Consider the following 12,094-nt stretch of genomic DNA (forward strand, 5'->3'; position numbering starts at 1 on the left):
CATCGGTCGAAAGGGACAGAACCCAGATGGCGTATCAGCAGCCGGAGGTGACTCCGGAGATGGTTGCGGCCCACGGGCTGACTAAAGAGGAACACGAGCGGATCCGGGAGATCCTCGGTCGGGAGATGACCTGGACGGAGCTGGGGATATTCTCGGTCATGTGGTCGGAGCACTGCTCGTACAAGAACTCGATCGCGCTCTTGAAGACACTCCCGCGGGAGGGCGAGGCGCTCTTGGCCAAGGCGGGCGAAGAGAACGCCGGCGCGGTGGATATCGGCGACGGTTTGGCGGTCGTGTTCAAGATCGAGTCGCACAACCACCCCTCGGCGGTGGAGCCCTACCAGGGGGCGGCGACGGGCGTGGGGGGAATTCTGCGCGACATTTTCACCATGGGTGCGCGGCCGATCGCCGCGCTTGACTCCCTCCGCTTCGGGCTCCCGGACAACCCGCGGGTGCGGTATCTCGTCGACGGCGTCGTGCGCGGGATCGGCGACTACGGCAATTCGTTCGGCGTCCCGACAGTCGCCGGCGAGGTCTGTTTCGACGAGGCCTACACGGGCAACCCGCTGGTCAACGCCATGGCCGTCGGCCTGGTCCGAGCCGACCGGATGGCTTCGGCGGTCGCCCGCGGGGCCGGGAACGCGCTCATGATTGTCGGGTCGAAGACCGGCCGCGACGGAATCCACGGCGCGACGTTCGCCTCCGAGGAACTCTCCGAGAAATCGCAGGAGAAGCGCCCCTCGGTGCAGATCGGCGACCCGTTCACGGAAAAGCTGCTGGTCGAGGCGACCCTCGAGATTATCGAGCAGGACCTGATCGTGGGCATCCAGGACATGGGGGCGGCCGGGATCACCTGCAGCTCCTCGGAGATGTCGGCCAAAGGAAAGGCGGGGGTGGAACTGCACATCGAGCGCGTCCCGGTGCGCGAACCGCACATGACGCCGTACGAGATTCTCCTGTCCGAATCGCAGGAGCGCATGCTCGTGTGCGTGAAGAAGGGGAAAGAGGACGCGGTGCGCGCGGTCTTCGACAAGTGGGGGCTGGATTCGACGATCATCGGGCACGTCACCGACGACGGGCTGATGACGGTCCGGCTGGACGGGCAGGTGGTCGCCCAGGTACCGTCCCGGGAACTGGTGCTCGGCGGCGGCGCGCCGGTGTACCATCGGGAAACGCGGCGCCCGGCCTACATGGACGAGATCGTGCGGCTCGATCCGCGCCGGTACCCTTTGGAGCGCGACTGGAACGGGACGCTGGCGGCGATGCTGGCGGCGCCGAATATCTGCCACAAGGGGTGGGTGTTCGAGCAGTACGATTCGATGGTGCGCACGAACACGGCGGTCGGGCCGGGCTCGGATGCCGCCGTGCTGCGGATCCGCAAGACGCACAAGGCGCTCGCCATGACGACCGACTGCAACGGACGCTACTGCTATATCAACCCGCGCCTCGGCGCGCAGAGCGCGGTGGCCGAAGCGGCCCGCAACATCGTCTGCTCCGGCGGCCAGCCGCTGGCGATCACCAACTGCCTCAATTTCGGCAACCCCTACAAGCCGGAAATCTACTACGGGTTCGCCGAGGCGGTGGCCGGGATGGGCGAGGCCTGCCGGGCGCTCGGCACGCCCGTGACCGGAGGGAACGTCTCGTTCTACAACGAGGATCCCCGGCGGGCGGTGTTCCCGACGCCGACGATCGGGATGATCGGCCTGATCGAGCACACGGACCACATCACGACCCAGTGGTTCAAAGACGAGGGAGACGTCGTCTGCCTGATCGGCCGCAACAGCGACCACCTCGGGGCGAGCGAGTATCTCCACACGATCTTCGGCGAAACCCGGGGGGCGGTCGCGCCGCTCGATCTGCAGTTTGAGCGGCGGATGCAGGAGGTCCTCCTGGCGGCCATTCGCGCGGGGGAGATCAAGTCGGCGCACGACGCAGCGGACGGCGGGCTGGCGGTGGCCCTGGCCGAGTGCTGCATCGCCCGCCGCGAGCGCCCGATCGGCGCGGCGATCACCACCGGCGAGGACATCCGCCCCGACGCACTCCTGTTCGGCGAGGCGCAGTCGCGGGTGATCGTGTCGTGCGAACCCGGCCGCCTCGCCAATCTCGGGCGGCGTTTCGAGCGCGCACAGATCCCGTTGCGGAAAATCGGCACGGTGGGCGGCGACCGGCTCACCATCGACACGCTCGTGACGATGCCGCTCGCGGACATGAACGACGCCTGGTACAACGCGATGAAGCGGTTTATGGGAGAAGGGCAGGTCACGGCGCCGGTGCGGGGGTGAGCGGGCCGGCGGCCCCGGCGGCGGCAAGGACACACGGTGAAGGTGCAATGACGGCATACCCGGCGAAACTGACAAGCGCGATCGTGCTGGCGGCGGCGCTGACAACCCTCCGCGCCGCCGACTGCGACACGACGGGCTTTGAGACGGCGGTGCAGACCCAGCAGTCGGGCATTACGGAAGCGCGGGACTTTGTAATCGCCACCGATTCCGCCTGGGCCGCCTTCTGGAACCAGGTCCACAGTCTGCAGATCCCCGTCCCGGAGCGCCCGGCGGTGGATTTCTCGAAGCGGGTGGTGCTGGTCACGGCTATGGGCCGGCGGCCGAACGGCTGCTACAATACGGAGATTACGCAGATCGAGGATAAAAGCGACGGCCGCCGAGTCATCTGCGTGACCGACTTTTCGCCCGCGCCGGAGGTGATGTGCCTGGAGGCGATCGTCACGCCGGCGCACGCCGTGATCGCGCCGCCGGGGGCGGGGGAGGCGCTTTTTGTGCACAAGGCGCCGCCCCGGCCGGGGGCGGATTCGGCCGCGGGCAGGTAGGCGGCCGCGGCTCTCGGGGCGCACACCCCGCCCGACAAAATTGTTTCCCCCCCTCGTCTCTTCCCTATATTACAGACCTATGGCGCTCTATGTTTTCTCGGACGCCCACCTCGGCTCCGGCGCGGCCGAGCATGAGAACCGCAAGGTGGCGCAGATCGCCCGGCTCTTCGAGCTGGTCCGGGCCGACGGCGACCGGCTGGTGATTCTCGGCGACCTGTTCGATTTCTGGTTTGAATACCGCCACGCGATTCCAAAGGACCACCACCAGGTGTTGTTCCTGCTGACCGACCTGGTCCGCCGGGGAATCGCGGTCGACTATGTGAGCGGGAACCATGACTTCTGGATGGACGATTTCTTCGCAACTCACATCGGGGTGACCGTTCACCGGGACCACCTCGACATGGCTTACGGCGGCCGGCGGCTGCACCTGATTCACGGCGATGGCCTCGCGCCGGCGGACCGCGGGTACCGGCTCCTCAAGCGCATTCTGCGCCACCGGTTCAACATCTGGCTGTACCGCAAGCTCCCCCCCGACTGGGCCATCCCGCTGGCCAAGAAAGTCTCGGGATCCTCGCGCGAGTACACCTCGCGGCGGGACCACACGTTCGCGAAGGATTACCAGGCGTACGCGGCCCAGCGGATCAAAGCCGGGTTCGACGTGGTCGTGATCGGCCACCTGCATATCCCGGTGTGCACGGCGCTCGGAGGGGGAATCTATGTCAACACGGGGGATTTCATCCACCATTTCACGTATGCGAAGATCGCGGACGGGGCGGTCACGCTCGAGCGGCTGGCGTAGGGCGCGCCGCGCAACCGCCGCGCCCAACGGCCCCCGCTTCGGCGGCGAGGCGGCCTTGACGCGGCTACTCTTTGCCGAGTTCTTTGCGGACGGCGCTGACGAGGCCGCCCTGCTCGACGATCCGGGCGACGCGTTCGGCATACTTGCCGAACGGAAATTCCTGTTCGCCGCGGAGGACGGTTCCTTTGCGCAGGTTCACGGAGATGCGGTCGCCCTCGCTCAGCTGCCCGCGGAGGTCGGCGGTGACGAGGGCGAGACCGGCGTTGACGGCGGGGCGGAAGAACTCGCGGGGGAAGCTGCGGGCGATGACGCAGCGGACGCCGGCGGCGAGCAGGGCGCTCGCGGCGAGCGCCGGTTCGGGTCCGCCGCCGAAGCTGTCGCCGGCAATGAGAATCGCTTCCGCCGGGAGCTTCTTGTCCGCCAGCGCGGGGCATTCCCGGAAGATGCTCTTGACGATGTCGGCCCGTTTGCCCCCCCGGCACGGGGCCGGACAGATGTGGTCGGTGGTGATGTTGTCGCCCGCGACGACGACGGTCCCGGTGATTTCTCTCATGGCAGCCTCGCTTACCGCGCGCACGCGCTCGCCGCGTGTCTTTTCAGTTGCAGTTCCCGCTCGAACGGGTGCCCGGCCTGCCACCCGGTGCGGCCCTCGGCCCGGTAGCGTTCGAGGCGGCGGATCGTGATCTCGGCGAAAATCGGATCGATGTCGAAAGTCACACAGGAGCGCCCGAGGCGCTCGCAGGCCACCAGGGTGGTGCCGGCGTGGGAAAAGAAATCGGCGACCAGCTCGCCGGGGCGCGACGAGGCGAGAACGATGCGCTCGATCGCCGCCAGCGGCTTCTGGGCGTAGCAGCCGTTCACGTTCTCCTCCCGGCGGTAGAACACCTGCTGGATGTCGACCCAGACGTTGCCGGGCCGGATCGTCTCCCCTCTCCCCCGCTCGGTGTTCTCAGTGCGTTTTCCGCCGACGGTTTTGTAGTACCCCCGGAGCGTCTTGGGAATCCCGGTGTACTGGACGGAAAAGGGCGGCTCTCCCTTGACGTAGTAGAGCAGTTCCTGCCGCACCGCCATCCAGTTGCGCTGGGTGCCGTAGCCGCGCTGGTTGCGCATGGTGATGAGCGAGCGCGAGGCGAATCCGGTCGCCGCCATCATGGCCATCACCTGCGGGAGCGGCTGGAAGTGCCGGTCCTGGTCGGCGCCCAGCCAGATGTAGAGGGCGGCGGCGTCGGCCAGGATCGCATCGGTGTTGTCGACCCAGGCACGGCACCAGTTCGCGTAGGCCTCGGGCGGCAGTTTCTGTCCCATGACGAGGTTGTACGGCGGGTCCTGCACCGCCAGCGTCGCGCGGCGCGCGCCGAAGAGGCGGCGCACAAAGGCGCGGTCGGCCGCATCGCCGCAGGCCACCGTATGCCGTCCCTCCGGGTCGCACCAGACCTCTCCCAGGCGCAAACGGCAGTACGGCAGCAGCGCCGGGCGCACCGGGCTGACTGCCGAATCGAGGCGGGCCAGCAGACGGTAATGCATGCGGGGATGATGGGAGGGTCGGGTGGGAGCGGCAACTAAAACATCGCCCGCCGGCGCGGTCGATAACAGCGGGGGCGGAGCGCGGAGAAAGACGCCGCTAACCATCTAAACGACAGCAGCTTGTGAAAATGTTGATATTCCCCGGGGCGGGGCTTGGCAGTGTGGGTAATTTTGTTTATTCTACACCATCATGGAAGACAATGCGATATGGGCCCCCTGGCGCGCCGGGTTCGTGCTCGGCAAGAAAGAGGACGGTTGCGTCTTCTGTAACCGCATCGCGCACGACCGCGACTCGGTCGAGAACCTCATCGTCTTCCGCGCCCGACTCAATGTCGTCATCCTCAACAAGTATCCCTACAATCCCGGCCATGCGCTGATCGTCCCGATCCGCCACCTGGGCGGGCTCGACGAGCTGACGGTCGACGAGGCCAACGAGTTTTTCCAGTTGACGCGCGACGCGGTGCGCCTGATGGAGCGGGCGTACCAACCGCAGTCGTTCAATTTGGGAATGAATCTCGGGCGGGAATCGGGGGCGGGAATCCCAGGGCACGTTCACATGCACATTGTCCCGCGGTGGGTGGGGGACACGAATTTCATGCCGGTGATCGGCCGGACCAAAGTGCAGTCGGTGCCGCTCGACGCCGTGTACGAGCGGCTTCGGAACGAATTTGTCGAGGAGTTCGGAAGCTGATGGCGCGGCGGCGCAAGATCCCGACCAAGGGGGAGCTTCTGCAGCTGCAGAAGCTGTACAAGACCGACGAGAAGATCGGCGAGCGTCTCGGCGGCGTGCCCGCCTACCTCGTGGCCTACTGGCGGCGGAAGAAGAATGTCGCCAAGCATTCGGTGCCGAAATTTTCAGAGGCGGAGGTCCGGAACCTGTGGGAGCGGTTCGGGGATGACGACCGGTGCGGGCTGGAGCTGGGGATATCGAAGGCGGCGTTCTACAACTGGCGGCGGCGGTACGGGATTCGGGAGAAGCCGCCGTTTCTGAAGCTCGAGCAGCTCGAACTCAACCTTCCCGGCCTCAAGCAACGCGGCCACGCGGTCAGTTTGCTCGGCAAGCAGTCGGCGGCGCAGAAGATCATCGCCATGGCGGCGGAGCGGGAGAAAGTGGAGGTCGGCGAACTGGTCGTGGTGCAGCCGGATGTGACGATCGCGCACCAGGACGCCGCGGCGGTGGTGCGCGCTTTCAAGGAGATCGGGACCGAATACGTGTGGAACCCGGCCCGGATTTCAGTCGCCCTGGCCCGGTGCAACGACAGCGACGGCTGCGTGTCGGCCGCCGACCACCGGCTCGTCCGCGAATTCGTCCGGCGCCAGGGGATCCCGAAATTCTACGATGTTTACGAGGGCGGCTGCCACCAGCTGGTGGTCGAGGACGGTCTGGTGGCGCCGGGCCAGTTGGTACTCGGCAGCGACGTCTACGCCACGAGTTACGGGGCGCTGTCGGCGTTCGCGGCGGCGATTTCGCCGGCCGAAATGGCGACCGTCTGGGCCACCGGGCGGATCTGGCTGCGCGTCCCCCCCACCATCCGTATCGACGTCACCGGCCGCCGCGCGCGCGGCGTCTACACCCGCGACGTCATCCTCTACCTGCTCAAGCGGCTCGGTCCGCAGCGGGCCGACTACGCGGCGATCGAGTACCAGGGACCGGCCGTCTCGCACATGAGCATCAGCGAGCGGGTCACGCTCTGCAACGCCTCCGCCGACCTGGGCGCAAAGGCGGCGATCTGCCCGTTCGAGGCCGTGACGCGACGATATCTCAACGCGCGCGGCGGCGGGCGCTACCAGGCGATGCTCTCCGACAAGGACGCCGAATATGTCGAAATGTTTCAGATCAACATCGACCAGCTCACGCCCCAGATCGCCGGGCCGAACAGCGCCGCCGAAATCCACGCCGCGCGGGAGCTCGACGGACTCTCGGTGCAGATGGTGGTGATCGGGGGCGGTACGAACGGCCGCTTCGACGATCTCCGCGTGGCCGCGGATATCCTCAAGGGCAAACAGGTGCACCAGGACTGCCGGGTGCTGGTGGTCCCGGCCTCCCGCTCGGTGTACCTGGAGGCGCTCAAGAAAGGATTGATCCGCGTGTTTGCCGAGGCGGGGGCGGCGGTCACGGATCCTTCGGCGGGGCTGAACGCCGCGCGGCTGCCGGAACAGGTTGCGCCGGGGGAACGATGCCTGGCCAGCACCAACACCTCGTTGTTCCCCCGGGCGGCCGAGCTCGGCGCGGAGCTGTACTTGTGCTCGCCGGCGACCGCGGCCGCGTCGGCCTTGAACGCCCGGATCACCGACCCAACGCCGTACGTGCGGTAGGGGGGGCAGGAAGAACCCGGCTTCAGGCGACGAGGATCTTTCTCAGCGCCGCCAGCAGGCGCTCGATCTTGAGGGGGTCCGAGGAACAGCCCATCAGTCCGATGCGCCAGATTTTTCCGGCCAATTCGCCCATGCCGGCGCCGATCTCGATGTTGAACTCCTCAAGGAGCCGCCGCCGCACCGCGGCTTCATCGACACCGGTCGGCACGCGCACCGCGTTGAGCTGCGGCAGCCGGGCGCTCTCGTCGACCAGAAACTCCAACCCCAGCGACTCCAGGCCGGTTTTCAGGAGCCGGTGGTTGTCGCGGTGGCGATGCCAACTGTTCTCGAGACCTTCGCTGCGGAGCCGCTCCAGCGCGGCGTAGAGGGCGTAGATCGAGTTGACCGGGGCGGTGTGATGGTAGGTGCGTTTCGCCCCGCCCGACCAGTACTGCGCCAGGAGAGTGAGGTCGGAGAACCAGCCGGCCACCGGGGTCCGGCGCCGCCGCACCCGGTCGAGGGCGCGTTCGCTGAGACTGAGCGGCGCGAGGCCCGGCACGCAGGAGAGACACTTCTGCGAGCCGGAATAGACGGCGTCGATCTGCCAGTCATCGACATAGAGCGGCGTCCCGGCAAGCGACGTGACGGCATCGACGAGGGCCAGGTACCCGTGCCGGCGGGCCAGCTCGGCGAGCGTTTTCGCATCCGACTGCGCGCCGGTCGACGTCTCGGCATGGACGAAGGCGAGAATTCCGGCTCCGGGGTTCTTCTTCAGAGCGTCTTCGACTTTCGCCGGATCGACCGGCCGGCCCCATTCGTCGTTCACCGCGACCGGGCGCCCGCCGATCCGGTCGACAATGTCGCGCATGCGGCTGCCGAAGTAGCCGTTGACGCACACGACCGCGGTGTCGCCCGGCTCGATGAGATTCGCCAGGCAGGTCTCCATACCGGCCGAGCCGGGACCGGACAGCGCAATGGTCAGTTCGTTGTCGGTCCGAAAAGCGTAGCGGAGCAGTTCCCTCGTCCGGTCCATCAGGTCGATAAACCAGGGGTCGAGGTGGCCGACCGTCGGGCGGGCGAGGGCCGCGAGCACTTCCGGATACGGGTCCGAGGGGCCGGGGCCCAGGAGCGTGCGGACCGGCGGTTCGAGGGGCAGGGGATTCATGAGGTCGGGTCTCCGGGACTAAGTCTTCGTTCGTCCTCGACGCTCGCACGGGGGCGGCGATCGCCGATGCGCGATGGTGAAATGCCGCCGGGTCCGCCGCACCTCCGGAAAAGAGCCGGGTTTATATCCAAACCCGGCTCGGAGTACGCGGCGGGACGGCTCTGGATTGCAGCCTCAGCCGCTCCGCTTCCATTCTTTCCAGACGTTGCCGACGAGACTCGGGCCGACTTTGAGCACGGCGCGTCCCGGCTCCCACTCGGCCGGCGTCACCTCCGCGCCTTTGGTCTTGCGAACGTGCTGGAACGCCCGGACCTGGCGGAGCGTCTCCTTGATGTTGCGGCCGACCGGGGGGGTCATGATCTCAAACGCCTGCACGACACCGTCGGGGTCAATGAGGAACCGTCCGCGGACATTGACGCCCAGGTTCTCATCGTAGACGCCGTACAGACGGCCGACCTGGCCCGCCTGGTCCGAGATCATCGGGAACGGAATCCCGCCGTCGACCATTTTCGAGAGCTCCTGCTCGTCCCAGACTTTGTGAACGAATTGGGAGTCGACCGAAACCGAAAAGACGTGGACATCGAGACCCTGCAACTCAGGGTACGTGGCGGCGACCGTCGCCAGTTCGGTCGGTCAGACGAAGGTGAAGTCGCCTGGGTAGAAACAGAGCATCACCCAGTGTCCGAGGGAATCGGACAGCTTCACGGTCGTGAATTTTCCTTTGTGATAGGCCGGCGCTTCGAAATCAGGCGCCTTCCGTCCAACCTGGACTGCCATCGTGGATACCTCCTGTCGGGGCTGTTGTTCGGGGGCGGCCGGCGCGACAGCATCCTGTCCGACCGCACGTCCGGTGGGTCGCGCACAACCCAAAGGTTCCGCCATGTCAACCTCCTTTTCGCGGGGCCCGTTGCCCGCGCATTCGAGGCCAAGATACGGAAGAGCGCGCGGCCGGTCAAGCCGGCGGGCGCAGGTGTGCCCGCCTCAAGCGGCGCTCAGGGCCGAAGCTGCACCGAAAGCGCCGCCACCGCCGCCTCCTCGCCCAGCGGGAGCCAGTCGAGAAAGCGATCGGACTGGAGATCGTAGACGAGCAACTGGCGTCCCTCGGGGGCATCAAGGGCCACCATTTTGCGGCCATCCGGGGTGACGACCGCCTGGCCGACGGGGAAAGCGGCCGGGGTGGAGTCGTTGACGAAGCGCCGCGTCCGAACTTCCCGCACCGGCCGGTTGGCCGCGAGGTCGAAGATTTTGAAGGACGACGACCCCTCCGGGCCGCCCTCGCGGCCGGAGTTGGTGTAGACAAGCCAGGGCCAGCCGGGCGCCCCGGCCACAATGCCGTCGCCGGGAAAAATGAACTCGGAGTACAACTCCGCGCCGGAGAGGAGGTCGACGACGGCCACGCGGTCGAGGAGGTCCTGCATCCTGATTCGCACAAACAGCCGCTCGCCATCGGGGTCGGACCAGACCTGGGTCGGAAAACCGTCGGAAAACTTAATCCGCTCCGCCATCGCGCCCTCCGGGCTGAAACGGATGATGCGGATCGACCGGCTCTCCGGGGAATCGACGCAGTACAGCGCCCGGGAATCATGGGTGAACCCGGCCACCCGGACAGCGCCGGTATCGACATGGATCGGCCGGTGGTCGGCGGCAGCCAGAACCACTACGGAGTCCCCCACCACGGCCACCAGGCGGCCATCGGGCGAGACCGCCACCGGCCCGCCGGGTCGGTACGGCAGCTCCGCAATGGTCTGGAGAGTGCGCGCCGAGAGGACGGCGACGAGGGAATCGGCCGCCAGATACAACCGCCCGCCATCGGCCGACACAGTCACCCCCCACCGCGGGGCCTGCGCCAGCGACATTGTGTCGATGGTGCCGCTGCCCGTGTGGTACACATAGAGTGTTCGGGGGACATGACGGTCCCAGAAGTAGGCCGGGTAGTCGGCCGGCGGCGCCGATGTCAGCGCATCGGCCGTTAATTCGAATAGCCCTAAACTAACGCCGCCGGCGAGGGCGACCGCGACAAGCAGCGCTCGGAACCCAACTTTCATCTCCACCTCCATCAAATTCCGCCGTGATGTTAGCCAGGGTATGCGTCAGATAATGACACAATGGTCTGCGATACCGATTCCATAGGGGACTCAAGCAGGGAAATGACTGAAAAAAGTGGTGTCATGGGCGATTGCATATGAACTTCTCGGCCTTCCCGGCTGTTGAGATACGGCAAAGCGGACAGAAACGGTTTTCCCACGAATAGTGAAAGAATGGAGATTAGTTCATGACTACCCACACCGCTCAGCGCACGGTGCAGACCGGCGGCGGGCCGCTGCCCTTGGCCGGCCGTGAGCTCAAGCCGGGCGACCCGGCTCCGATGAACGCGACGCTCATCCGCACCGACATGACCCCGGCCCCGCTGACCGAACACCGGGGCGTGCCGCGCTTGTACTCCGTCACGCCGTCGCTCGACACCTCCGTGTGCAACAAGCAGACGGTGATGTTCAACCGGAAGCTGGCTGAGATCGGCGGCGAATTCCAGGCGTTTGCGATCTCGGTCGATCTGCCGGCGGCCCAGAAGCGGTTCGTGGAGGAATACAAGGTTGACCGCCTCACCCCCCTGTCGGACTACCGCCACGTAGCCTTCGGCGAGCAGTTCGGCGTGCTGATCCCGGATATCCGGCTGCTGGCCCGCTCGGTGTTTGTGGTGGACCGGCATGACCGGGTAACGTACGTCCAGGTCACCGAGGCTGTCGGGACGGAGCCGGACTACGACCGCGCGATTGCCGCGCTGAAAGAGGCGATGAAGCGCTAGCGGAACGGATGTCGATTCTCCCTTGGCGGCGCTGATCGGTTTCCCGGTCGGCGCCGTTTCCTTTTTAGTTGCCGGGGCCGGCGGGCGGGGGCCATACTGCGGCCTAGCCACAAACCGGAGTCAGCGCGTATGGCCGAAAAGAAAATCATTCCGGCGGATCCGAACTTTATCGGACGCCATACCTACCTTCGTCCCGAAACCTCCGTGGACATCGAGAACATCTGGCACTGGCGGCAGCTCAGCGGTCTGTCCTCGCTCAGCTCGCGCCCCATGCTCTTCCTCACCCCCGCCGAGGCGGCGGAGCGGATGAAGGCCAAGCCGAGAGATCCCTGGGACCAGCGGTTCGCGATCGTGCGCAAGGAGGACGGCCAACTGGTCGGGGCGATCAACATGTTCGACTACAACCCGCTCAACCGGTCGATCGAGCTGGGCATCATCATCGACCCGGACGAACGGGAGAAGGGGTACGCCTCGGATGCGATGGGCGTGCTCTGCCGCTACCTGTTCAAATTCCGCGGGCTGAACAAGGTGCATGCCCAGACGGCGGAATTCAACAAGGGGGCGATCCGGCTGCTCGGGAAGCTCGGGTTCAAGCGGGACGGGGTGCTGCGCGACCACTACTATCACGCCGGCGAGTTTCACGCGGGGTACATCTACTCCCTGCTGGCGTTTGAACTGGACTAG

General features: G+C 66.4%; 12 protein-coding genes. 7 read left to right on the plus strand and 5 right to left on the minus strand.

Features of this window, described 5'->3' with window-relative positions; genetic code table 11:
- Positions 1-26 precede the first annotated feature (26 nt).
- The 3 genes from purL to KA261_10095 all read left to right on the plus strand — a co-directional run bounded on the left by purL (position 27) and on the right by KA261_10095 (position 3,623).
- Entirely contained in the window at positions 27-2,282 is a 2,256-nt protein-coding gene (gene purL / locus KA261_10085) for a phosphoribosylformylglycinamidine synthase subunit PurL (GenBank protein MBP7698147.1), read from the plus strand.
- A gap of 47 nt (positions 2,283-2,329) precedes the next feature.
- A complete protein-coding gene (locus tag KA261_10090) occupies positions 2,330-2,824 on the plus strand; it encodes a hypothetical protein (protein MBP7698148.1) in 495 nt (164 codons plus the stop codon).
- A gap of 79 nt (positions 2,825-2,903) precedes the next feature.
- Complete coding sequence (locus KA261_10095; GenBank protein MBP7698149.1) at positions 2,904-3,623, plus strand: UDP-2,3-diacylglucosamine diphosphatase; 720 nt, start codon at positions 2,904-2,906, stop codon at positions 3,621-3,623.
- A 64-nt stretch (positions 3,624-3,687) separates the two neighbouring features.
- Here KA261_10095 and KA261_10100 read toward each other — a convergent pair whose 3' ends face one another.
- Positions 3,688-4,176 carry a 3-isopropylmalate dehydratase gene (locus tag KA261_10100; GenBank protein ID MBP7698150.1) on the minus strand — a complete coding sequence of 163 codons (489 nt, stop codon included), beginning with the start codon at positions 4,174-4,176 and terminating at the stop codon, positions 3,688-3,690.
- A gap of 11 nt (positions 4,177-4,187) precedes the next feature.
- A complete protein-coding gene (locus tag KA261_10105) occupies positions 4,188-5,147 on the minus strand; it encodes a site-specific DNA-methyltransferase (protein ID MBP7698151.1) in 960 nt (319 codons plus the stop codon).
- A 190-nt stretch (positions 5,148-5,337) separates the two neighbouring features.
- On the opposite strand from KA261_10105, the gene KA261_10110 reads away from it, so the two are divergent.
- Positions 5,338-5,838 carry an HIT domain-containing protein gene (locus KA261_10110; protein ID MBP7698152.1) on the plus strand — a complete coding sequence of 167 codons (501 nt, stop codon included), beginning with the start codon at positions 5,338-5,340 and terminating at the stop codon, positions 5,836-5,838.
- Positions 5,838-7,463 (plus strand): 3-isopropylmalate dehydratase large subunit, encoded by a 1,626-nt coding sequence (locus tag KA261_10115; protein ID MBP7698153.1) that lies wholly within the window; start codon positions 5,838-5,840, stop codon positions 7,461-7,463. The genes KA261_10110 and KA261_10115 overlap by 1 nt, the downstream gene beginning before the upstream one ends.
- Before the next feature lie 22 nt (positions 7,464-7,485).
- On the opposite strand, the gene KA261_10120 is transcribed toward KA261_10115, so the two are convergent.
- The 3 genes from KA261_10120 to KA261_10130 form a co-directional block, all read right to left on the minus strand.
- Positions 7,486-8,607 (minus strand): alanine--glyoxylate aminotransferase family protein, encoded by a 1,122-nt coding sequence (locus KA261_10120; GenBank protein MBP7698154.1) that lies wholly within the window; start codon positions 8,605-8,607, stop codon positions 7,486-7,488.
- A gap of 174 nt (positions 8,608-8,781) precedes the next feature.
- Positions 8,782-9,489, minus strand: a complete 708-nt coding sequence (locus KA261_10125; protein ID MBP7698155.1) for a peroxiredoxin — start codon at positions 9,487-9,489, stop codon at positions 8,782-8,784.
- Positions 9,490-9,599: 110 nt separating this feature from the next.
- Positions 9,600-10,652, minus strand: a complete 1,053-nt coding sequence (locus tag KA261_10130; protein ID MBP7698156.1) for a hypothetical protein — start codon at positions 10,650-10,652, stop codon at positions 9,600-9,602.
- A 227-nt stretch (positions 10,653-10,879) separates the two neighbouring features.
- On the opposite strand from KA261_10130, the gene tpx reads away from it, so the two are divergent.
- Together tpx and KA261_10140 are read left to right on the plus strand one after the other, a co-directional pair.
- The gene (tpx, locus tag KA261_10135) at positions 10,880-11,410 is read left to right on the plus strand and encodes a thiol peroxidase (GenBank protein MBP7698157.1); all 531 of its coding nucleotides are present in this window, start codon (positions 10,880-10,882) and stop codon (positions 11,408-11,410) included.
- A gap of 129 nt (positions 11,411-11,539) precedes the next feature.
- Positions 11,540-12,094, plus strand: a complete 555-nt coding sequence (locus KA261_10140) for a GNAT family N-acetyltransferase (protein ID MBP7698158.1) — start codon at positions 11,540-11,542, stop codon at positions 12,092-12,094.

The organism is Candidatus Zixiibacteriota bacterium, assembly GCA_017999435.1.
Lineage (GTDB): Bacteria > Zixibacteria > MSB-5A5 > GN15 > FEB-12 > JAGNLV01.

What these genes read in the sequence shown, in the direction of transcription:
- KA261_10100 (MBP7698150.1), bottom strand. Translation starts at nt 4,176, where the DNA reads ATGAGAGAAATCACCGGGACCGTCGTCGTCGCGGGCGACAACATCACC.
- purL (MBP7698147.1), top strand. Translation starts at nt 27, where the DNA reads ATGGCGTATCAGCAGCCGGAGGTGACTCCGGAGATGGTTGCGGCCCAC.
- tpx (MBP7698157.1), top strand. Translation starts at nt 10,880, where the DNA reads ATGACTACCCACACCGCTCAGCGCACGGTGCAGACCGGCGGCGGGCCG.
- KA261_10120 (MBP7698154.1), bottom strand. Translation starts at nt 8,607, where the DNA reads ATGAATCCCCTGCCCCTCGAACCGCCGGTCCGCACGCTCCTGGGCCCC.
- KA261_10140 (MBP7698158.1), top strand. Translation starts at nt 11,540, where the DNA reads ATGGCCGAAAAGAAAATCATTCCGGCGGATCCGAACTTTATCGGACGC.
- KA261_10095 (MBP7698149.1), top strand. Translation starts at nt 2,904, where the DNA reads ATGGCGCTCTATGTTTTCTCGGACGCCCACCTCGGCTCCGGCGCGGCC.
- KA261_10090 (MBP7698148.1), top strand. Translation starts at nt 2,330, where the DNA reads ATGACGGCATACCCGGCGAAACTGACAAGCGCGATCGTGCTGGCGGCG.
- KA261_10115 (MBP7698153.1), top strand. Translation starts at nt 5,838, where the DNA reads ATGGCGCGGCGGCGCAAGATCCCGACCAAGGGGGAGCTTCTGCAGCTG.
- KA261_10105 (MBP7698151.1), bottom strand. Translation starts at nt 5,147, where the DNA reads ATGCATTACCGTCTGCTGGCCCGCCTCGATTCGGCAGTCAGCCCGGTG.
- KA261_10110 (MBP7698152.1), top strand. Translation starts at nt 5,338, where the DNA reads ATGGAAGACAATGCGATATGGGCCCCCTGGCGCGCCGGGTTCGTGCTC.
- KA261_10130 (MBP7698156.1), bottom strand. Translation starts at nt 10,652, where the DNA reads ATGAAAGTTGGGTTCCGAGCGCTGCTTGTCGCGGTCGCCCTCGCCGGC.